The sequence below is a fragment of the Streptomyces sp. NPDC008163 genome (assembly GCF_042956885.1).
Lineage (GTDB): Bacteria > Actinomycetota > Actinomycetes > Streptomycetales > Streptomycetaceae > Streptomyces > Streptomyces drozdowiczii_A.
The window spans coordinates 50,662-70,511 of record NZ_JBIBHG010000017.1 but is presented as its reverse complement, the minus strand read 5'-3'; the positions used below and the strand labels follow the sequence as shown (position 1 = coordinate 70,511).

The 19,850-nt window shown below is 71.1% G+C and carries 19 protein-coding genes and 1 riboswitch; of the genes, 9 read left to right on the top strand and 10 right to left on the bottom strand.

Annotated elements, in window-relative coordinates; genetic code table 11:
* Positions 1-6: 6 nt before the first annotated feature.
* A complete protein-coding gene (locus ACFZAT_RS30485; RefSeq protein ID WP_391268731.1) occupies positions 7-1,581 on the bottom strand; it encodes a M4 family metallopeptidase in 1,575 nt (524 codons plus the stop codon).
* Between the two features lie 239 nt (positions 1,582-1,820).
* Complete coding sequence (locus ACFZAT_RS30480; RefSeq protein ID WP_018101589.1) at positions 1,821-2,396, bottom strand: TerD family protein; 576 nt, start codon at positions 2,394-2,396, stop codon at positions 1,821-1,823.
* Between the two features lie 169 nt (positions 2,397-2,565).
* Between ACFZAT_RS30480 and arfB the strand changes: the two genes are divergently transcribed.
* Positions 2,566-3,000: an alternative ribosome rescue aminoacyl-tRNA hydrolase ArfB gene (arfB, locus tag ACFZAT_RS30475; protein WP_391268730.1), complete on the top strand. Its 435-nt coding sequence runs from the start codon at positions 2,566-2,568 to the stop codon at positions 2,998-3,000.
* 28 nt (positions 3,001-3,028) lie between these two features.
* Here arfB and ACFZAT_RS30470 read toward each other — a convergent pair whose 3' ends face one another.
* On the bottom strand, positions 3,029-3,535 hold the full coding sequence (locus ACFZAT_RS30470; protein WP_073964736.1) for a flavin reductase family protein: 507 nt from the start codon (positions 3,533-3,535) through the stop codon (positions 3,029-3,031).
* A 325-nt stretch (positions 3,536-3,860) separates the two neighbouring features.
* Here ACFZAT_RS30470 and cdgB point away from each other — a divergent pair, with 325 nt between their 5' ends.
* Both cdgB and ACFZAT_RS30460 read left to right on the top strand, forming a co-directional pair.
* Positions 3,861-5,495, top strand: a complete 1,635-nt coding sequence (gene cdgB / locus ACFZAT_RS30465) for a diguanylate cyclase CdgB (protein ID WP_391268729.1) — start codon at positions 3,861-3,863, stop codon at positions 5,493-5,495.
* A gap of 143 nt (positions 5,496-5,638) precedes the next feature.
* On the top strand, positions 5,639-6,616 hold the full coding sequence (locus ACFZAT_RS30460; RefSeq protein WP_391268728.1) for a carbohydrate-binding protein: 978 nt from the start codon (positions 5,639-5,641) through the stop codon (positions 6,614-6,616).
* A gap of 68 nt (positions 6,617-6,684) precedes the next feature.
* On the opposite strand, the gene ACFZAT_RS30455 is transcribed toward ACFZAT_RS30460, so the two are convergent.
* The 5 genes from ACFZAT_RS30455 to ACFZAT_RS30435 form a co-directional block, all read right to left on the bottom strand.
* The gene (locus tag ACFZAT_RS30455; RefSeq protein WP_391268727.1) at positions 6,685-7,536 is read right to left on the bottom strand and encodes a ketose-bisphosphate aldolase; all 852 of its coding nucleotides are present in this window, start codon (positions 7,534-7,536) and stop codon (positions 6,685-6,687) included.
* 63 nt (positions 7,537-7,599) lie between these two features.
* Positions 7,600-8,544: a hexose kinase gene (locus ACFZAT_RS30450; protein ID WP_391268726.1), complete on the bottom strand. Its 945-nt coding sequence runs from the start codon at positions 8,542-8,544 to the stop codon at positions 7,600-7,602.
* 149 nt (positions 8,545-8,693) lie between these two features.
* Complete coding sequence (nagA, locus tag ACFZAT_RS30445; protein WP_391268725.1) at positions 8,694-9,854, bottom strand: N-acetylglucosamine-6-phosphate deacetylase; 1,161 nt, start codon at positions 9,852-9,854, stop codon at positions 8,694-8,696.
* Positions 9,854-10,786, bottom strand: coding sequence for an ROK family protein (locus tag ACFZAT_RS30440; RefSeq protein WP_391268724.1), 933 nt, complete (start codon positions 10,784-10,786; stop codon positions 9,854-9,856). Before ACFZAT_RS30440 ends, nagA begins: the two co-directional genes overlap by 1 nt.
* Positions 10,787-10,961: 175 nt before the next feature.
* The gene (locus tag ACFZAT_RS30435) at positions 10,962-11,870 is read right to left on the bottom strand and encodes an SIS domain-containing protein (RefSeq protein WP_391268723.1); all 909 of its coding nucleotides are present in this window, start codon (positions 11,868-11,870) and stop codon (positions 10,962-10,964) included.
* A gap of 327 nt (positions 11,871-12,197) precedes the next feature.
* On the opposite strand from ACFZAT_RS30435, the gene ACFZAT_RS30430 reads away from it, so the two are divergent.
* From ACFZAT_RS30430 to otsB, 3 genes are all read left to right on the top strand, one after another.
* Entirely contained in the window at positions 12,198-13,415 is a 1,218-nt protein-coding gene (locus tag ACFZAT_RS30430) for an extracellular solute-binding protein (RefSeq protein WP_391268722.1), read from the top strand.
* A 44-nt stretch (positions 13,416-13,459) separates the two neighbouring features.
* Entirely contained in the window at positions 13,460-13,720 is a 261-nt protein-coding gene (locus ACFZAT_RS30425) for a DUF3263 domain-containing protein (RefSeq protein ID WP_018101578.1), read from the top strand.
* A 144-nt stretch (positions 13,721-13,864) separates the two neighbouring features.
* On the top strand, positions 13,865-14,683 hold the full coding sequence (gene otsB, locus ACFZAT_RS30420; RefSeq protein WP_391268721.1) for a trehalose-phosphatase: 819 nt from the start codon (positions 13,865-13,867) through the stop codon (positions 14,681-14,683).
* 3 nt (positions 14,684-14,686) lie between these two features.
* Here otsB and ACFZAT_RS30415 read toward each other — a convergent pair whose 3' ends face one another.
* On the bottom strand, positions 14,687-16,078 hold the full coding sequence (locus tag ACFZAT_RS30415; RefSeq protein ID WP_391268720.1) for a trehalose-6-phosphate synthase: 1,392 nt from the start codon (positions 16,076-16,078) through the stop codon (positions 14,687-14,689).
* Between the two features lie 64 nt (positions 16,079-16,142).
* Entirely contained in the window at positions 16,143-17,081 is a 939-nt protein-coding gene (locus tag ACFZAT_RS30410; protein ID WP_391268719.1) for a glucosyl-3-phosphoglycerate synthase, read from the bottom strand.
* 153 nt (positions 17,082-17,234) lie between these two features.
* Positions 17,235-17,361, top strand: a riboswitch (SAM riboswitch).
* A gap of 17 nt (positions 17,362-17,378) precedes the next feature.
* Here ACFZAT_RS30410 and thrC point away from each other — a divergent pair.
* From thrC to ACFZAT_RS30395, 3 genes are all read left to right on the top strand, one after another.
* Complete coding sequence (gene thrC / locus ACFZAT_RS30405) at positions 17,379-18,671, top strand: threonine synthase (RefSeq protein ID WP_026171321.1); 1,293 nt, start codon at positions 17,379-17,381, stop codon at positions 18,669-18,671.
* Positions 18,672-18,700: 29 nt separating this feature from the next.
* On the top strand, positions 18,701-18,979 hold the full coding sequence (locus ACFZAT_RS30400) for a MoaD/ThiS family protein (protein ID WP_018101573.1): 279 nt from the start codon (positions 18,701-18,703) through the stop codon (positions 18,977-18,979).
* A 355-nt stretch (positions 18,980-19,334) separates the two neighbouring features.
* The gene (locus ACFZAT_RS30395) at positions 19,335-19,541 is read left to right on the top strand and encodes a cold-shock protein (protein WP_003967346.1); all 207 of its coding nucleotides are present in this window, start codon (positions 19,335-19,337) and stop codon (positions 19,539-19,541) included.
* The last annotated feature ends 309 nt before the right edge of the window (positions 19,542-19,850 follow it).

Here is a 19,850-nt window from a genome sequence, read left to right as displayed (position 1 = left end):
TGCGGGTTACTTCACGTTGACGCCGCTCCAGGCCGCGTCGACGGCCTTGAGCTCGGCGCTGTCGGCGCCGTAGAGGTCGGTCGCCGCCTTCTCGGTGGCGGTGCGGGCGTCCGCGTAGTCGGTGGTGGAGGTCATGTACTCGGACAGGGCCTTGTACCAGATCTGGACGGCCTTGTCCCGGCCGATGCCGGTGACGGTGGAGCCGTCGGAGGTCGGGGAGTCGTAGTCGACGCCGTTGACGGTCTTCGCGCCGCTGCCCTCGGACAGCAGGTAGAAGAAGTGGTTGGCGACGCCGGAGGAGTAGTGGACGTCGAGGTCGCCGACGCCGCTGTCCCAGTAGTCGGCCGAGCCGCCGTCCTTGCTGGGCTTGTCCATGTAGCGCAGCGGGCTGCCGTCGCCGTTGATGTCGATCATCTCGCCGATGAGGTAGTCGCCGACGTCGGTCGCGTTGTCGGCGGAGAACTCGACGGAGGTGCCGAGGATGTCGCTGGTGGCCTCGTTGAGCCCGCCGGACTCGCCGGAGTAGTTGAGGTTGGCGGTGGAGGAGGTGAGGCCGTGGCTCATCTCGTGACCGGCGACGTCGAGGGCGGTGAGGGCGCTCTTGTTGTCGGCGCCGTCGCCGTACGTCATGCAGAAGCAGCTGTCGTCCCAGAAGGCGTTGACGTACGCGTCGCCGTAGTGGACCCGGGAGTACGCGGCCTTGCCGTCGCCCGCGATGCCGTCGCGGCCGAAGGCGGACTTGTAGAAGTCCCAGGTCTGCGCGGCGCCGTAGTGGGCGTCGACGGCGGCGGTCTGGCGGTCGTTGCCGGTGCCGTCGCCCCACGTGTCGTCGTCGTCCGTGACGAGGGCGCCGGTGCCGCTCTCGCCCTGGTTGAGGTCGTACGTCTTGTGGCCGCCGCGGTCGCCGTCGGTCAGCTCGAAGCCGGAGCCGGACGTGGTGGTGGAGAGGTCGACCTTGCCGCTGTACTGGCTGTTGCCGACGCCGGCGGTCTCGATCTCCTCGTAGCTCTGGAGGACCTTGCCGGTGGTGGCGTCGGTGATGACGCGTTTGCGGCTGGGGGTGCCGTCCTTCTGGACGCCGGTCTTCACGGACTCCAGGGCGAGGACGGGGGTGCCGTCACCGGCCCAGATCACCTTGCGGGCGCTCGCCACGGTCTTGATCTTCGGCGTGATGGACGGCACGGATATGCGGGCGGTGGTGGCCTTGGTGACGCTCTTGAGCTTGCCGTTGGCGGCGGTGTGGGTGACGAGGTCGCCGCCGAGGACGGGCAGCCCGGCGTAGGTGCGCTCGTAGCGGGTGTGGACGGTGCCGTCGGCGTCCTTGATCACGTCCCGCGCGATCAGCTTCTCCTTGGCGCCGAGCTTCAGCGTGGAGGCGGTGGAGGAGGCGTCGGACTGGGCGGACTTGAGGGCGGCGGTGCGGGCCGAGGCGCTGCTGAAGGCCGGGGTCGCGGAGGCGGAGGAGGAGTCGCCGGGGGTGTTCGGGTGGGCGTTCGCCGCACCGGTCTGCATTCCGACGACGACCATCGCGGCCACGGCGGCCAGGGCTGCGGCGCGACGGGTGTTCATGTGGGGGGTCATGCAAACTCCGTTGCTCGTTCCGTGGGGGGTTACGAGCCGGGAGCCTGCCACCGAATCGGCGCTATTGACGGTGTACCAACAAATGCCTCACATTTCTTTGACCAGTTCTTGTCCGACTGAGGGGCTGTCATGTCCGTTATTCGGCGGCCTTCGACCGGTCGTGACCGGATGTCCGGACACGCGGGAGCCCCCGGCCGCAGGACGTTCGGCCGGGGGCTCCCTGTGAGGGCTTGGTGGCGTCAGAGGGTGACGCCGAAGTCCTGGGCGATGCCGCGCAGGCCGGAGGCGTAGCCCTGGCCCACGGCGCGGAACTTCCAGTCGGCGCCGTTGCGGTACAGCTCGCCGAAGACCATGGCGGTCTCGGTGGCGGCGTCCTCGCTCAGGTCGTAGCGGGCGATCTCGGCGCCGCCGGCCTGGTTGAGGATGCGGATGTACGCGTTGCGCACCTGGCCGAAGTTCTGGCTGCGGGTCTCGGCGTCGTAGATGGAGACCGGGAAGACGATCTTGTCGACGTCGGCCGGCAGGCCCGCCAGGTTGACGTTGATCTGCTCGTCGTCGCCCTCGCCGGCACCCGTGAGGTTGTCACCGGTGTGCACGATGGTCTGGTCCGGGGTCGCCTTGTTGTTGAAGAAGACGAAGTGGCCGTCGGAGTAGACCTTGCCGCCCGCGTTGACCGCGATCGCCGAGGCGTCGAGGTCGAAGTCGGTGCCGGTGGTGGTACGGACGTCCCAGCCGAGGCCGACCGTGACGGCGGTGAGGCCGGGGGCCTCCTTGGTGAGGGAGACGTTGCCGCCCTTGGACAGGCTTACTGCCATGGGAAGTCCCTTTCATCTGTCGGGTGCGGGCTTCGCGGTCACGAAGCTACCGTCACAGGTCTTAACGCCGACAGGGGACCGAGAGGTTCCGTCCGCCTTTACTTTCTTTGCCGAAGGGGCGTCGGGGCAGCGCAAAAAGAGGTGACGAACAGCTGGTGGGGCGGGGAACATGGGTGTCATGTCCGGGCCCTATGTCATCCGAGGTTCGGTCTCCCTGCCGGAGGCCGAGCTCATGTGGCGTTTCTCGCGGTCCTCCGGGCCCGGCGGGCAGCACGTCAACACCAGTGATTCGCAGGTCGAACTGCGCTTCGACCTCGCCGCAACCGAGGCGCTGCCCGAGGTGTGGAAGGCGCGCGCGCTGGAAAGGCTGGAGGGCCGCCTGACCGGCGGTGTGATCGCGGTACGCGCGTCCGAGCACCGCTCGCAGTGGCGCAATCGCGAGACGGCCGCCGTACGCCTCGCGGCCCTCCTGGCCGAGGCGTCCGCCCCGCCGCCCAGGCCGCGCGTGAAGAAGAAGGTCCCCCGCGGGATCAACGAACGACGGCTGCGCGAGAAGAAGCAGCGCAGCGACACGAAACGGGGCCGCTCGGGGCGCGACTGGTAGGGACGGCCTCCTGGCCGGGCTTGCCGGCTCAGCCCAGCTGCCGGTACTTCCCCCGGAAGTACGTCAGCGGCCCGCCGTCCCCGCTCGGCACCCGTGCCCCCAGCACGCGGCCGATCACCAGGGTGTGGTCGCCCGCGACCACCCGCTGCTCCGTGCGGCACTCCAGCGTCGCGAGCGCGCCGCCCGCCAGCGGGGCACCGGTCACCTCGCCACGTACGTACGGGATGTCCTCGAAGAGCAGCCGGTCGCTGATCCGGCCCTTCATCGCGAACCGGCCCGCGATGTGCCGCTGGCTCTCCGCCAGCACGGACACCGCCCACAGCGGCTGCTCCGCGAGCAGGTCGTCCATCCGGGAGTCGTTGCGCAGGCTCACCATGACCAGCGGCGGGTCCAGGGACACGGACATGAAGGCGGTCGCGGTCATGCCGACGTCCTCACCGCGTCCGCCCTCGTCGAGCGGCGGCTCCTGAGCGGTGACCAGCACCACACCGGCCGCCAGGCGGGACAGGGCGGCACGGAACTCTTCGTTGCTCACCCCCTCAGCATGGGGGACGGGCTCGGTACGCGGGGTGGGGGGTTTCGTCTGCAACACACAGGGAACGCTAGCCGCGCCCCAGGAGCCACCGCATCGGGCCAGGGGACCAGCCGGGTCCTAGGACCGCCCGCTTCCGTCACCCCTCTGACCTGCCGTGACCACTTACCGCTCGTTTGTGACTTGAGTCACAGAGTGCAATATTTGCTGACCCTGTGTACCGGGTGCACAGCTCGCTGTGATTCAGTGGCCGTGACACTGCAGTAAGTACGTCACGTACGTCGATATGAATTCTGGAGTGCTGTCGAGGTCTCGGGGAGTGCGAGCGATGGACGCCGAGTCGGAGCCCTACGTCCGTCTCGCGACGATGCGGCAGCTGCACCAGGCCGTCGCCGATCTCAACACGGCGCGGAGCCTGGCCGACACCCTGCAGACGGTGGCCGACGGGATCGTCGCCAATCTCGGCTACGAGCTTGCCTGCGTCAACCTCGTCCGTCCCGACGGCGACCTCGTCGTCGCCGCCCTCGCCGGGAACCACGCCGCCGAGGCCCTGATCACCGGCCGGGTCGGCTCCCGCGCCTCCTGGGAGCGCCGGCTCCTCATGGGCGAGGCATGGGACGGGCTGCGGTTCATACCGCACACCGAGGGCTGGGTCCTGCTCGACGACGACGTACCGCAGTGGCACACGGAGGGCCCCGAGCCCCGCTTCGAGGACGAGTGGCACCCCCAGGACCGGCTGTACGCCCCGATGTACGCGTCCGGCGGCGGCTCGGACCTCCTCGGCGTCATATCCGTCGACCGGCCGCGCAACGGACGCCGCCCGGGCGCCTGGGGCCGCGAGGCGCTCCACATGTACGCTTCGCAGTCCGCCATCGCGATCAGCAACGCCCGGCTCCGGGCCAACATGCAGCGGGCCCTGGTCCGGCTGGAGCGCGAGCAGCAGGCGCTCCGGGCCAGTGAGGAATCCTTCCGCCAGGCATTCGAGTACGCCCCCAGCGGCATGGCGATCGCCGAGCTGGGCGGCGACCAGCAGGGGCGGCTGCTGCGGACGAACGACGCGCTGTGCCGGCTGCTCGGCCGCCCCGCGTCGGTGCTGCGCCGCTACTCCTTCGCCGACCTGGTCCACCCCGAGGACATCGGCACCCTGCTCCGTACCTCCGCCGAGGGCGGCCGGGCCGAGCTGCGGCTGGGCCGGCGCGACGGCTCCTACCTGTGGGTGTCGCTGCGGAACTCCGTCGTCGCGGACACGGCGGACGGGCCGCGCTTCCTGCTGACGCACGTGGAGGACATCGAGGAGCGCAAGCGCCATGAGCTGAACCTCGCCCACCGTGCCTCGCACGACGCGCTCACCGGCCTGCCCAACAGCGCGGAGCTGCGGACCCGGCTCGGCGCCCGGCTGTGCGCCCGCCCGGACGCGGCGGCGACGACGGACGTGGAGGCGGTGGACGCGGCGTACGGGGACGTGGACGAGACGCGGGGGCACTATCCGGTCGGCGGTCCGGGTGCGCATCCGTTCGACCACCATGTGCACGCCGTGGCGCCGGACACATCGCGGGACGACGGGGCGAAGGGGCTCGCGGTCCTCTTCTGCGACCTGGACGGCTTCAAGTCGATCAACGACCGCTTCGGGCACCACACCGGGGACGCGGTGCTCATCGAGGTGGCCCGGCGGCTGACCACCTGTGTCCGGGACGGGGACACGGTGGCCCGGCTCGGGGGTGACGAATTCGTCGTCCTCGCGGACGGCCTGGGCGCGGCGGACGCCGCTGACCTGGCCGTTCGCCTGCGGAATGCCATCATTCCGCCCATTCGTGTCGACGGGCGCGCGGTGCGCGTGGGGGCCAGTTTCGGCATCGGCTGGGCGGCCTGCGGGATGACCGCGGAAGAGGTGCTGCGCTCCGCCGACCAGCGGATGTACGTGGAGAAGCGGTCGCGGTCGAAGGTTCACCGCAGAGCCGGCTGACGTTCTTTTGCGCGTCCCCGCCCGGGTCCCCGCCGAGGTCCTTGTCAATTCTTGACATCGTCCATTCGAGGTAGGCTCGGCCGGTCGGCGACGGCCGGCGCTATTCGGCGACGGCTGACGACATGGTGAGGAGTGACCCAGGGATGGCCGGGAACAACGGCGCGAGCACACCCGAGGACGACGATCCGTTCGGCTACCTCTACGCGGACGGGCAGGCGGCCGGTGCGCAGCCGCCGGGGCAGGGCGGCTACGGCTACCCGGGTCCCGCCGCCCAGCCGGGTGTGCCCCGGACCTCGTACAACCAGGTGCGGACCGTCGGCGAGCGCCAGTACGGGCAGCAGGTGCCGCAGCAGCACGCGTACGGCTACCCGCCGCAGGCGCCCCAGGGTCAGTACGGTCAGCCCAGCCCGCAGTACGCCGCTCCGGAGACGTATCCCGGAGGCGCGGCCACCACGACGCAGGTGCCGCAGCAGGGCGGTCGCGGCGGCGGTTCCGGCAAGGGCGGCCCGAACACCAAGGGCCTGCTGATCGCCGCGGTCGCGGTGGTCGCGGTGGTGCTCATCGGCATCGGCGCGGCACTGATGACGAGCGACGGCGACAAGGACAAGAAGGCCGAGGCGAACTCCTCGCAGGAGCCCGGCTCGAAGGTCGAGGAGTCCCCCACGCCGGAGACGTCCCCGTCCGCCTCGGCCCCGGCGGAGCTGCCGAAGCAGGACGCGGCCTCGCTGCACCTGGGCGGCACGGCGCAGCTCGACAACACCGTGAAGGGTGCCAAGAGCGCGAACGGGCAGTACATCAACCTCAACGAGGTGGGCCGTTCCGCGACCTGGACGGTCGAGGTGCCGGACGCCGGTGAGTACACGCTGTTCGTGACGTACGGAGTGCCGGGCAAGGACGCCAAGACCTCGCTGACGGTCAACCAGGAGGACCCGCGCGCCATCAACATGAAGAACTTCGCCAACGCCCCCGAGGGTGATCTGGAGAAGGGCTGGACGACGACGTACGCCTACGTCAACCTCGTCAAGGGCCAGAACACGCTGATGATCTCGTGCAACGAGGGCGATCAGTGCGACGCCAACCTGGACCAGCTGTCGCTGAAGGCCGGTCACCAGACCCGCTGACCGTACGGCGTACGACGTACCGGCCCCCTCGCCTCCGGGCGAGGGGGCCGGCGCGTTCCCGGGTCCGCTCAGCCCATCAGGGCGAGGAAGGCGGCGACCGTCGCGGCCATGGCCTCGCGGCCGGGGGCGATGTACTTGCGGGGGTCGACGCCCGTGGTGTTCTCGGCCAGGTGGGCGCGGACGGCGCCGGTGAACGCGGTGTTCAGGGCGGTGCCGACGTTGATCTTGACCATGCCGGAGGTGGCGACGGCCTGGCGGATCTCGTCGTCCGGGACGCCGCTGGAGCCGTGCAGGACGAGCGGGACGGGGACGGCGGCGCGGAGCCGGCCGATCAGCTCGTGGTCGAGGGCGGCGGTGCGCTCGGTCATGGCGTGCGAGGAGCCGACCGCGACGGCGAGGGCGTCCACGCCGGTCGCGGCGACGTACGCGGCGGCCTCGTCCGGGTCGGTGCGGACGCCGGGGGCGTGGGCGTCGAGCGGGGCCTCGCCCTCCTTGCCGCCGACCTTGCCGAGCTCGGCCTCGATCCAGATGCCGCGCTCGTGGCCCCAGGCGACGGCCTCGGCGGTGGCCCGGACGTTGTCCTCGTAGGACAGCTTGGACGCGTCGAACATCACGGAGCCGAAGCCCTCGTCGTGGGCCTGGTGGAGCAGGTCCACGGACTCGACGTGGTCGAGGTGGAGGGCGAGCGGCGCGGAGGAGGTCCGGGCGACGGCGGCGGCGGCCGCGGCTATGGCGGTGAGCCGGCCGCCGTGGAACTTCACGGCGTTCTCGGAGACCTGGAGGATGGCGGGCGCGCCGGCGCGTTCGGCGCCGGTGGCGATGGCCTCCGCGTGTTCCAGGGTGATGACGTTGAAGGCGGCGATCCCGCGTCCCTGGGCCTGGGCGGCCGAGACGAGTTCACCGGTGCTGACGAGCGGCATGGCTGACCTCTGTTGTTTCTCCGGACCCGGCGGGCGGGTCCGGTGCGGGGCGGGGCGCGGCGCTCAGGCCGCCCCCGCTGCGTGTTCCTCGATGGCGACGCGCGGCAGCAGCTCCTCGTACGCCGTGCGGTCGAAGTCGCCCGCGGTGGGGGCCAGCACGGTCGCCGTCGACAGTGCCACCGCCCGGCGCAGCCGGTCCGGCCAGCTCAGGGACTCCACGAGTCCGGAGAGCAGCCCGGCCACGGCGGAGTCGCCCGCCCCGGTCGGGTTGCCCTTGACGGGTGCGGGCGGCGAGGCCCGCCAGACGCCGTCCGGGGTGACGGCGAGCATGCCGTCCGGGCCGAGCGAGGCGATGACGCCGTGGGCGCCCCGGCGGCGGGCGTCGCGGGTGGCGCGCAGCGGCTCGCGGGAGCCGGTGAGCTGGGCGAGCTCGTCGGCGTTCGGCTTGATCAGGTCGGGGCGGGCGGCGATGCCCCGGCGCAGCGGTTCGCCGCTGGTGTCCAGGAGGACGGGGACGCCGGCGGTGCGGGCGAGCCGGACGAGCTCGCCGTACGCGCCGACGTGGATGCCGGGCGGGAGGCTGCCGCACAGGGCGACGGCGTCGGCGGTCTTCAGCAGCTCCGCGTACGCGCCGAGGAAGGCGGTCCACTCGTCGGCGGTGACGTGCGGTCCGGCCTCGTTGAACTGGGTGGTGTCGCCGGTGGCCGCGTCGACCACGGCGAGGGTGCGGCGGGTGTCGCCGGAGACGGGGACGAGCGCGTCGGTGAGGGCGGCCCGCTGCCGGGGGAGCGCGGCGAGCAGGTCGCGCAGGACGGTCCCGGTGGCGCCGCCGGCGAAGCCGGTGACGACGGTGTCGTGGCCGAGTGCGGTGAGGACGCGGGCGACGTTGAGGCCCTTGCCGCCGGGGCGCTCGGAGAGGTCGGTGACCCGGTGGCTGGAGTGCGGTACGAGGGCGGGGACGGAGTAGGTGAGGTCGAGTGCCGTGTTCAGCGTGACCGTGAGGATCACCGCGGCCGCCCTTTCGCGTTCGTTCCGTGCTGCGCGCTGTTTCCTTGCCGGAACGCGCTTTCCGTGCTGGTTTCCCAGGCGATCATGCCAAAGAGGTGGCGGTCGGCCCAGTCCTCGGGGCCAACCGCCGTCTCTTCGTTACGTGGGAGTCAGTTCGCGGAGGTGTCTGGGCGGACGATCCACTCGCCCTTGCGCATGACGCCCTTGAGGCGGAAGTCCTCGTCCAGAACGACCAGGTCGGCGTCCTTGCCGGGCTCCAGCGAGCCGACCTTGTCGTACACGCCGAGGAGCCGCGCCGGGTTGGCGGAGATGGAGGTGACCACGTCCTCGACCGGGATGCGGTCGATGGTCACGGCGCGGTGGAAGGCGGTGTCCAGGGTGAGGGTGGAGCCGGCGATGGAGTTGCCCTCGACCAGCCGGGCGACGCCGTTCTCGACGTTCACGGCGAGCGGGCCGAGCTGGTAGCGGCCGTCGCCGAAGCCGGCCGCGTCCATGGCGTCGGTGATGAGGGCGACACGGTCGGCGCCCGCGTGGTGGTAGGCCAGTTCGAGCGCGGCCGGGTGCAGATGCGTGCCGTCGTTGATCAGCTCGACGGTGACCCGCTCGTCCTCCAGGAGGGCGGCGATCGGGCCGGGCGCGCGGTGGCCGATGGCCGGCATCGCGTTGTAGAGGTGCGTGGCGACGGTGGCGCCGGCGTCGATCGCCTCGACGGTCTGCTCGTACGTGGCGTCGGTGTGGCCGATGGCCGCGATGACGCCGTGCTCGGCGAGCAGTCGTACGGACTCGATGCCGCCGGGCAGTTCGGTCGCGAGGGTGAACATCTTCGCTGTGCCGCGTGCGGCGTCCATCAGCTTGCGGACCTCGGCCGGGTCCGGGTGGCGCAGCAGGGCCTCGCTGTGGGCGCCCTTGCGGCAGGGGGAGATGAAGGGGCCCTCGAAGTGGATGCCCGCGAGATCGCCCTGTTCGACCAGTTCCGAGAGGATGCCGGCGCGCTCGGCGAGGAAGTCCATCTCGCCGGTGACGGTGGAGGCGACGAGGGTGGTGGTGCCGTGCTCGCGGTGGGTGCGGACGCCGGTCAGGACCTCGTCCACGGTGCCGGAGGTGAAGGACGCGCCGCCGCCGCCGTGGTTGTGCATGTCCACGAAGCCGGGGACGATCCAATGCCCGGAGAGGTCCAGGACCGGGGCGTTCTCGGCCTGGGTGCCGGAGATGCGGGTGCCTTCGACGGTCACCCGGCCGTTCTCGACGGTGCCGGTGGGCAGTACCACCCGGGCCCCTGCGAGAACGGTGCTTTCTGCGCGTCCGGCCATCAGGCGGATACCTCCGTGGAGAGAAGATCCCAGGCGAGCAGCCCTGCGCCCAGGCATCCGGCGGTGTCCCCGAGGGCCGCCGGGACGATGTGGGGCAGCTTCTGGAACGTGACGCGTTCCTCGACGGCCGCACGGAGTGGTGTGAACAAGGTTTCCCCGGCCTCGGCGAGCCCGCCACCGATGATGAGCGTGCGCGGGTCCAGCAGGGTGAGCGCGGTGACGAGTCCGGCGGCGAGCGCGTCGACGGCGTTCTGCCAGACCTCGACGGCCTTCGGGTCGCCGGATTCGACGGCCTTGGCGCAGTCGGCGGCGTCCGCCTTCGGGTCGCCGGACGCGGCCGCCCAGGCGCGGCTGACGGCGGAGGCGGAGGCCAGGGTCTCCAGGCAGCCGCGCTGGCCGCAGCCGCAGTCCGGGCCGTCCGGCCGGATCACGATGTGGCCGATCTCGCCCGCGTAGCCGTGGGCGCCCTCCTCGATCGCACCGGCGATGCCGATGGCTCCGGCGATCCCGGTGCCGAGCGGGATGAAGAGGAAGCGATCGGCGCCCCGGCCTGCGCCGATCCGGCCCTCGGCGAGCCCGCCGGTGCGGACGTCGTGGCCGAGTGCCACGGGCACGCCTCCGAGGCGCTCGCCGAGCAGCTGCCGCATGGGTACGTCGCGCCAGCCCAGGTTCGCCGCGTAGACGGCGATGCCCTTCTCCGCGTCCACGATGCCGGGCACGGCGACGCCGGCCGCGAGGGCGCTCTCGCCGAAGTGCTCCTCGCCGTACGCGCGCAGGTCGGCGGCGAAGGCGAGGATCGACTCCACGACGGCGTCAGGACCGCGCTCTCTGCCGGTCGCGCGCCGTGCCTCGTGGAGCAGGGCGCCGTCGGCCCCGACCAGTGCGGCCTTCATCCCGGTGCCGCCCACATCGAGGGCGATGACGTGTTTCACGTGGAACAGTTTCGCCCGAGCGACCCAAAAGGTCTAGTCCACTAGTGCTGTTTGTTGCGCATCCATACAAAATCCCGGTACCGGTTACGGGGATGGGCCCGGTTTGTCGAGGAGACCGCCCGGGAAGGGCCCGGCGCCTGCCCGATCCCGGGTCCGTTCCCCGTCCGTACGGGCCCTACTCCGGCAGGATCACGCTGCGCGAGAGATTGCGCGGGTGGTCGGGGTCGTACCCCTTCGACTCGGCCAGGACCACCGCGAGCCGCTGCGCGCGGATCAGGTCCGCCATCGGGTCCGCCGTGCCGTGGGCGACCAGCGTCCCGCCGACCGCCGCGACCTCGCCGGCCAGCCCCTCGGGCAGGGCGCCGAAGATCCAGGCCACCCGGTTCGGACCGGTGATCGCGATCGGGCCGTGGCGGTACTCCATCGCCGGGTACGACTCGGTCCAGGCGCCCGCCGCCTCGCGCATCTTCAGCCCGGCCTCCTGGGCGAGGCCGTAGGTCCAGCCGCGCCCCAGGAACGTCCACTGCTCGGCCGCGACCACCGCCTCGGCCAGCGGCTCGGTCACCGCCAGCTCCGCGTCCACCGCCGCCTCGGCCACGGTCTTCACCCCCGCCGGAAGCGGACCGGCCGCCTCCAGGCCCGCCCGGAGGAAGGCGAGCGCGGTCGTCGCGAACCGGGTCTGGACGACGGACTCCTCGTCCGCCCAGTCCAGCACCGCGACCGCGTCGGCCGCCGCCATGACGGGCGTCTTCGGGTCGCCGGTCAGTGCGACGGTGGGGACGCGCCCGCGCAGCTCGCCGAGGAGCGCCAGCACCTCGCTCGTCGTACCGGAGCGGGTGATCGCGACGACCCGGTCGTACGGCCGCCCCACCGGGAATTCCGAGGAGGCGTACGCGTCCGTCTCGCCCTGCCCCGCGGCCTCCCGCAGGGCCGCGTACGCGATGGCCATGAACCACGAGGTGCCGCATCCCGTGACGGCGACGCGCTCGCCCGGCTTCGGCAGTCCCTCGAACTCCGCGCCCGCCTGTGCGGCACGCCGCCAGCAGCTGGGCTGGGTGGCAATCTCAGATGCGGTACGCGACATGCGGAGCGGCTCCTTGCGGCTGGGCGCGGTCGGGGCGACGGGGCGGAGTGGTACGGGAACTGACGCACCGTCGGCTAAAGGTCTGGACCAATAAGGCCCGTACGTCGAGACCTACTTAGCAGCCGTCGCGGGCCCCGTGCAATGCTGCTGCGTTGTGGAAGCGATACCTCCGTGGTGTAGACCTCTATGCCGGTGGCGGGCAAAATCGCAGCTCACCCGGAGTGCCCCGCGCGAATGCGGGAGCTGTGGGCAGTGCAATCGACGAGGACGGACTGAGCTGTGCAGCGGCGTTACTTGGGACTGACGGCGGCTGTCGCCGTACTGGGGATGACGGCCACGCTGTCGGGCTGCGGCACGAGCGGCGGCTCCGGCGATGTGACGCTGAAGCTGGTCGCGGCCGACTACGGCACGAGCGCGGCGAACAAGTCCGACAAGTACTGGGACGACGTCGCCCGCGGCTTCGAGTCGTCCCACCCCGGCATCAAGGTCGACGTGACCGTCCTGCCCTGGACCGACATCGACCGCGAGGTCGCCAAGATGGTCAAGGACGGCAAGGCCCCCGACATCGCGCAGATCGGCGCCTACGCCGACTACGCGAAGGCGGGGAAGCTCTACTCCGCCGACGAGATGCTGAGCATCCCCACCCAGGCCAACTTCCTGCCGAAGCTCATCGACGCGGGGCAGGTCAACCGCATTCAGTACGGGCTGCCGTTCGTCGCCTCCACCCGGCTGCTCTTCTACAACAAGAAGCTCTTCTCGCAGGCCGGCCTCGACGCCCCCAGGACCTGGAGCGACATAGCCTCCGACGCCGCCGCGCTCAAGCAGCGCGGGGTGTCCTACCCCTTCGCGCTGCCGCTCGGGCCGGAGGAGTCCCAGGCCGAGACCCTGATGTGGATGCTCAGCGGAGGCGGCGGCTACACCGATGAGGTCGGCTCGTACGACATCGCCTCCGAGGAGAACGTCAAGACGTTCGACTGGCTGAAGTCGAACCTCGTGGACAAGGGCCTCGTCGGACCGGTCGCTCCCGGCAAGCTCAACCGCGCCCAGGCGTTCGAGGAGTTCTCGAAGGGGAAGGTCGGCATGCTCAACGGCCACCCCACGCTGATGGAGGAGGCGCAGAAGCAGGGCGTCAAGGTCGGCATGGTCCCGCTGCCCGGCGAGCAGGGGCCCACCGAGGGCTCGATGGGCGTCGCCGACTGGATCATGGGCTTCAAGCAGAACGATCACCGGGTCGAGATCGGCAAGTTCTTCGACTACCTGTTCACCGACAAGAACGTGATCGAGTTCGCCGACATGTACGACCTGCTGCCGCCCACGAACAGCGCGTCCGCGGCGATGGAGGACGACGCGAAGTACAAGCCGCTGCACCAGTTCCTGGCAGCGCTGCCGGAGTCGGAGTTCTACCCGTTCGGCAAGACGTCCTGGGCGGCGGCGAGCGAGTCGATCAAGGAGAACATCGGCAAGGCCGTGGAGCCGGGGGCGAGCCCGCGGAGCGTGCTGGAGCGGATCGCTCGCGATGCGACGCAGGCGGAGGCGGCGGAGTAGCCTCCGCGTTCCGTGGGGGCGGGGAGCGCCATATATTGGCTGATATGACCGCCCACCCCCCGAACGGCCCCGCCGAGTCCGCGCCGCTGTCCGACCGCGACCGAGCGGTCCTTGCGGTGGAGCGGCAGTCGTGGGCGGGGGCGGGGGCGAAGGAGCGGGCGATCCGGGAGCGGCTTGGGCTGTCGCCGACGCGGTATTACCAGCTGCTGAATGCGTTGCTGGATGATCGGCGGGCGCTGGAGGAGGATCCGGTGACGGTGAATCGCCTTCGGCGCGTGCGGGACGCTCGGCGCGGGCGGCGGTAACCGGGGCGCTGCCCCGGGCCCCGCGCCTCAGGCGCCGGCGGGGCTGGACGGTGTGGCGGCCAAATCAAGCCCCTGCGGCGATTGAGCAGCGGGGGTGCGGGGGCAGCGCCCCCGCAACGAGGTGCGCGGGGATACGCTCACCGCATGGGCACCCCACAGACAACCGCAGGCCGTACCGGGCTGGAAGCCCTCCTCGCCCGGCCGGCCGAGGCCCTCGTCGCGCTCGACTTCGACGGGACGCTGGCGGACATCGTGCCGGATCCGGAGCAGGCGCGGGCGCACCCCGGAGCCGTGGCGGCGCTCGCCGCCCTCGCGCCGAAGGTCGCGGCCGTGGCCGTGATCACCGGCCGCCCCGCCGACGTCGCCGTGCGGTTTGCCGGGGTCGCCGGAGTGGAAGGGCTCGACCATCTCGTCGTCCTCGGGCACTACGGGGCCGAGCGCTGGGACGCCGTGACCGGGGCCGTGCACGCCCCCGAACCGCACCCGGGCATCGCCGCCGTGCGCGCCGAACTCCCCGGCGTACTGGCGGAGTACGAGACCTGGACCGAGGACAAGGGCCACGCCCTCGCCGTGCACACCCGACGCGCCGCAGACCCGCAGGCCGCGTTCGACGCGCTGCGCGGGCCCCTCGGCGAACTGGCCGCGCGCCACGGGCTGATCGTGGAACCGGGGCGCCTGGTACTGGAGTTGCGCCCCCCGGGCATGGACAAGGGTGTCGCGCTCACCGAGTTCGTGCGCGAGATCGGCGCGACGTCCGTGCTGTACGCGGGCGACGACCTGGGCGACCTCGCCGCGTACGCGGCCGTGGAGAAGCTCCGGACACAGGACGAGGACGCCGTCCCGGGCCTGCTCATCTGCAGCGGCAGCGAGGTGCCGGAGCTCGCCGACCGCGCCGACCTGGCCCTGCCCGGGCCCGGCGCGGTCGTGGCGTACCTGCGGGACCTCGCCGACCGGCTCGCCTAGTCGCTAGTCGCGCCGCAGCGCGTCCAGCTGGTCCAGGAACCACTGCTGCGGGGGCAGCGCCGTGGCGGCCTCGGCCAGGCGTTCCGTGCGGGCGGCCCGCACGTCGTCCGGGAGCGTCAGCGCTTCGTGCAGCGCGTCGGCCGTGGCGGAGACGTCGTACGGGTTGACCGTGAACGCGTGCTCGCCGAGCTCCTCGTACGCACCGGCCTCCCGCGACAGGACCAGCGCGCAGCCCTCGTCGGAGACGACCGGGACCTCCTTGGCGACCAGGTTCATGCCGTCCCGGATCGGGTTGACGAGGGCGACGTCGGCCAGCCGGTACGCGGCGAGCGAGCGGGCGAAATCGTCCTTGACGTGCAGGACGACCGGGGTCCAGCCCGCCGTGCCGTACGTCTTGTTGATCGCGTCGGCGACCTGCTGGACCTCCGCGGTGTACTCCCGGTAGACCGCGAGGTCCTGGCGCGAGGGATAGGCGAAGGCGACGTGCACGACGCGTTCGCGCCATTCGGGGTGCTCGTCCAGCAGGGTGCGGTAGGCGTGCAGGCCCCGGACGATGTTCTTGGACAGCTCCGTGCGGTCGACCCGGACGACGGTCTTCCGGTCGGGCCCGATCTGCTCGCGCAGGGCCGCCATCCGCTCGTCCACGTCCGCCTCGTGCGACCGGCTCCGCAGGAATCCGGCGTCGGCGCCCAGGCCGTGGACCCCGACGCGGGTGCCGCCGGTGCCGCCCAGGATCTCCGCGCAGCAGCCGATGAAGGCGTCCGCCCAGCGGCGGGTCAGGAAGGCGGCGCGGTCGGCGCCGAGGATGCCGCGCAGCAGCTGCTCGGCGATGTCGTCGGGGAGCAGCCGGAAGTAGTCGACGGGCGCCCACGGGGTGTGCGAGAAGTGGCCGATCCGCAGGTCGGGGCGGAGCTCGCGGAGCATGCCGGGGACCAGCGAGAGGTGGTAGTCCTGCACGAGGACGGCCGCGCCCTCGCCCGCCTCCTCGGCCAGCGCCTCGGCGAAGGCCCGGTTGTACGTCTCGAAGGAGGCCCACTGCCTGCGGAACTCCGCGTCGAAGACGGGCTCGACGGGCGTCTGGTACAGCATGTGGTGGACGAACCACAGCACGGAGTTGGCGATGCCGTTGTACGCGTCGGCGTGCACCGCGGCGTCGATGTCGAGCATCCGGACGCCCGGCTCGCCGACTCCCCGGCGCACCGCCTCGCGGTCGCCGTCGCCGAGGGCGGCGCAGACCCACATCTTGTCGTCGACGGCGCTGAGGCCGGAGACGAGTCCGCCCCCGCCCCGTTTCGCTTCGAGGGTGCCGTCGTCGCCCAGGGCGTACGAGACGGGGCCGCGGTTGGAGGCGACGAGAACCTGGGCAGCGGGCTGGGGGGCGTGCTCGGAGACCATGGCCGGAATCTAGCCCGAACCCGATCCGTCCAAACGTACGAAGCCGGACGGCGTGGGGTCGTGATCAGGCCGCGCGGCGTGCCACGTACTCCTCGATCTCGCACATCGGCGGCCTCTCCTGCGTGTCGACGGGGTACGTGCGGGGAACGAACCCGTCCGGCCCGCGTTCGAACTGGGTCAGCGAGGGGCGCACCAGATGGCCCCGGGAGAGCCGCACCTGCGCGGTGCGGTAGATCGCGGAGGCCATCCGGCCGAGCGCCCGGCCGTCCTGGTGGCGGTGGACGCGGACGCCGACGTCGACCTGCGCGAGGGCGTCGAGGCCCACGGTGTGCAGCGCGTCCACGAGCAGGCCGAGCTCGACCCCGTAACCGACCGGGAACGGCAGCCGCTCCAGGAGCGAGCGGCGTGCGGCGTACTCGCCGCCCAGCGGCTGGACGAAGCCCGCGAGGAGCGGCCAGTGCAGATTCAGCAGGGGCCGGGCCACCAGCTCGGTGACGCGGCCGCCCTGCCCGGCTGCCTCGCCGAGCGGCCGGTCGTACATCGCCTTGACGAACTGCACCTCGGGTTGGGCGAGCAGCGGGCCGACGATGCCGGAGACGAAGTCGGCCGAGAAGTCCTTCAGGTCCGCGTCGATGAAGCACAGGATGTCGCCCCTGGTCACCAGGAGCGACCGCCACAGCACCTCGCCCTTGCCGGGGACGGCCGGGAGGCGGGGCAGGATCGCGTCGCGGTGGACCACCCGGGCGCCCGCGCGGCGGGCCACCTCGGCGGTGGCGTCCGTGGAGCCCGAGTCGATCACGACCAGCTCGTCCACCAGCGGGATCCGCTCCATCAGCTCGCGCCGGATCGTCGCGACGATGTCACCGACGGTCGCGGCCTCGTTGAGGGCCGGTAGAACGACGCTCACGCCCGTACCGTTCGCGGCGGCCCGCACGCTCCCGGGCGGGTGGTCGGCGGCCGACCAGGAACGCCTGGTCAGCCAGCGTTCGACCTCTTCGAGCACGGTCGATACTCCCTGTATGTGATCCATCTCGCGGTACGGACGGCTATCTCACCCGTCCGGTCCTTCGGTTACAGTCTTGAACAACGCGGACGGTCCTCGCATGCCGGGGTCGGTCCGCCGACAAATGCGCGGATCCATGATCCGTCGCCACAGCGCTCATCCAGAGGGACAGAGGGAACGGCCCGTTGAAGTCCCGGCAACCCTCCTGCCGACCGCGAGGTCAGGTGGGGAAGGTGCCAATTCCGTCTCGCGGCGAAACGCGCCGTGAGGAAGATGAGGAGAAAGGGCCTCGCCATCATGGCTGTTGAAACCGTCGCAGCACACACCGAATCCTCTGTGGACCTGGGTCCCGCCGCGGCTCTTTCCTGCCGCGAATGCGGTGAGCGGTTCGCACTTGGTCCCATTTTCGCCTGCGCGTCCTGTTTCGGGCCGCTCGAAGTGGCGTACGACCTGCCGAGCGGCTCCCCCGACGAGCTGAAGAAGCGCATCGAGGCCGGCCCGAACAACATCTGGCGCTACGCGCCGCTGCTGCCGGTGCCCGCCGATGTGGCCGACAAGCCCAATCTCAACCCCGGCTTCACCAAGCTGGTCAAGGCCGACAACCTCGCCCGTGAGCTGGGTGTGACCGGCGGCCTGTACGTGAAGGACGACTCGGGCAACCCGACGCACTCCTTCAAGGACCGCGTCGTGGCGATCGCCGTCGAGGCCGCCCGCGCCTTCGGCTTCACCACGCTGTCCTGCTCCTCGACCGGCAACCTCGCCGGTGCGGTCGGCGCCGCCGCCTCGCGGGCCGGTCTGCGCTCCTGCGTGTTCATCCCGCACGACCTGGAGCAGGGCAAGGTCGTCATGGCCGCGGTGTACGGCGGTGAGCTGGTCGGCATCGAGGGCAACTACGACGACGTCAACCGCTTCTGCTCCGAGCTCATCGGCGACCCGCTCGGCGAGGGCTGGGGGTTCGTCAACGTGAACCTGCGTCCGTACTACGGCGAGGGTTCGAAGACGCTCGCGTACGAGATCTGCGAGCAGCTCGGCTGGCAGCTGCCCGACCAGATCGTCATCCCGATCGCGTCCGGCTCGCAGCTCACGAAGATCGACAAGGGTCTTCAGGAGCTGATCAAGCTCGGCCTGGTCGAGGACAAGCCGTACAAGATCTTCGGCGCCCAGGCCGAGGGCTGCTCCCCGGTCTCCACCGCCTTCAAGGCCGGTCACGACGTGGTCCGCCCGCAGAAGCCGAACACGATCGCCAAGTCCCTCGCGATCGGCAACCCGGCCGACGGCCCGTACGTCCTGGACATCGCCCGCCGCACCGGCGGTGCCGTCGAGGACGTCAACGACGAGCAGGTCGTGGACGCGATCAAGCTGCTGGCCCGCACCGAGGGCATCTTCGCCGAGACGGCGGGCGGGGTGACGGTCGGCGTGACGAAGAAGCTGATCGACGCCGGTCTGCTCGACCCGGCGCTCACCACCGTCGTCCTGAACACGGGTGACGGCCTCAAGACGCTGGACGCGGTGGCCGACACCTCGCAGGCGACCGCCACGATCCGCCCGAGCCTGGACGCCTTCCGCGCCGCCGGACTCGCCACCAGCTGACCACCCGAGACTTCAGGAAGGCACCGCCCATGAGCGTCAAGGTCCGCATTCCCACCATCCTCCGCACCTACACCGGCGGCCAGGCCGAGGTTCCGGCCGAGGGCGCGACCCTCTCCGAGGTCATCGCCTCGCTGGAGAAGGACCACCCGGGCATCGCCGCCCGCGTGCTGGACGACCAGGGCAAGCTGCGCCGCTTCGTCAACGTGTACGTCAACGACGACGACGTGCGTTTTGAAGGCGGCCTCGACGCGGCGACCCCGGACGGTGCCGGCGTCTCGATCATTCCCGCAGTGGCCGGCGGCTGCTGAGCCCAAGGCTCCGTAGCGTCACCGCAATTGCCCCCTCCGCGAGAGAAGCGGAGGGGGCAATTCTGCATGGTTGAGCGGGGTAGAGTGTGGGAAGTCCCCTTCGCTGCCCGTGCGCCTCGCATATGAGAATGCGCCGCGACACGATCAGAAGCAGCCAATGTGCGTGTGCCTCTTGTGCCTTAAGTCGCCTTTGTGGGGCCCGACTTGCCCCGCAAGCTCATGAATTCCTCATATTCGGGCGATCGGCGCTGCGCAGAATTGTCGTCCGATTGACCTGTCGCACAGGGCAGTTGGGCAGATACATTCAGCCGCGGTCGACGCGCTTCGGCGCACACACGTTACAGGGGAGTTAGGCATGGCTCAGGGCACCGTCAAGTGGTTCAACGCGGAGAAGGGGTACGGCTTCATCGCGGTCGACGGTGGTGCGGATGTATTCGTCCACTACAGCGCGATCCAGATGGACGGGTACCGCACCCTCGAAGAAGGTCAGCGGGTCGAGTTCGAGATCTCGCAGGGCCAGAAGGGGCCGCAGGCGGACATGGTCAAGCTCGCCGTCGGCTGAGCCCGGCACGGCACGTCGGCCGCGACGCCACGCACGTACGAAGGGTCCGTACCCATAGGGGTACGGGCCCTTCGCGTGTCCGGGGTCGGCCGAGTGTCGCCGGGGTTGTCCACACTCCGGCCGGGGGCGCTTGCGCCCTCCCGTCGCCCGACCACCACCCCTCAAGGAGCCTTCGGCGCTTGCACTCAACGGGGTCGAGTGCTAATCATTGGGCTTAGCACTCTCCAGGTGAGAGTGACAGAATTTTGGACCGGGCCGGTGAGGCCCGCACGCCGGGCGGGGAAGGAACCGCACGGCACGCAGGCCGTC

Bases quoted from the DNA above. Each gene is read 5' to 3' on its own strand.
- ACFZAT_RS30485 (WP_391268731.1), bottom strand. From the start codon at position 1,581: ATGACCCCCCACATGAACACCCGTCGCGCCGCAGCCCTGGCCGCCGTG.
- ACFZAT_RS30480 (WP_018101589.1), bottom strand. From the start codon at position 2,396: ATGGCAGTAAGCCTGTCCAAGGGCGGCAACGTCTCCCTCACCAAGGAG.
- arfB (WP_391268730.1), top strand. From the start codon at position 2,566: ATGGGTGTCATGTCCGGGCCCTATGTCATCCGAGGTTCGGTCTCCCTG.
- cdgB (WP_391268729.1), top strand. From the start codon at position 3,861: ATGGACGCCGAGTCGGAGCCCTACGTCCGTCTCGCGACGATGCGGCAG.
- ACFZAT_RS30460 (WP_391268728.1), top strand. From the start codon at position 5,639: ATGGCCGGGAACAACGGCGCGAGCACACCCGAGGACGACGATCCGTTC.
- ACFZAT_RS30455 (WP_391268727.1), bottom strand. From the start codon at position 7,536: ATGCCGCTCGTCAGCACCGGTGAACTCGTCTCGGCCGCCCAGGCCCAG.
- nagA (WP_391268725.1), bottom strand. From the start codon at position 9,854: ATGGCCGGACGCGCAGAAAGCACCGTTCTCGCAGGGGCCCGGGTGGTA.
- ACFZAT_RS30435 (WP_391268723.1), bottom strand. From the start codon at position 11,870: ATGTCGCGTACCGCATCTGAGATTGCCACCCAGCCCAGCTGCTGGCGG.
- ACFZAT_RS30430 (WP_391268722.1), top strand. From the start codon at position 12,198: ATGACGGCCACGCTGTCGGGCTGCGGCACGAGCGGCGGCTCCGGCGAT.
- ACFZAT_RS30425 (WP_018101578.1), top strand. From the start codon at position 13,460: ATGACCGCCCACCCCCCGAACGGCCCCGCCGAGTCCGCGCCGCTGTCC.
- otsB (WP_391268721.1), top strand. From the start codon at position 13,865: ATGGGCACCCCACAGACAACCGCAGGCCGTACCGGGCTGGAAGCCCTC.
- ACFZAT_RS30415 (WP_391268720.1), bottom strand. From the start codon at position 16,078: ATGGTCTCCGAGCACGCCCCCCAGCCCGCTGCCCAGGTTCTCGTCGCC.
- thrC (WP_026171321.1), top strand. From the start codon at position 17,379: ATGGCTGTTGAAACCGTCGCAGCACACACCGAATCCTCTGTGGACCTG.
- ACFZAT_RS30400 (WP_018101573.1), top strand. From the start codon at position 18,701: ATGAGCGTCAAGGTCCGCATTCCCACCATCCTCCGCACCTACACCGGC.
- ACFZAT_RS30395 (WP_003967346.1), top strand. From the start codon at position 19,335: ATGGCTCAGGGCACCGTCAAGTGGTTCAACGCGGAGAAGGGGTACGGC.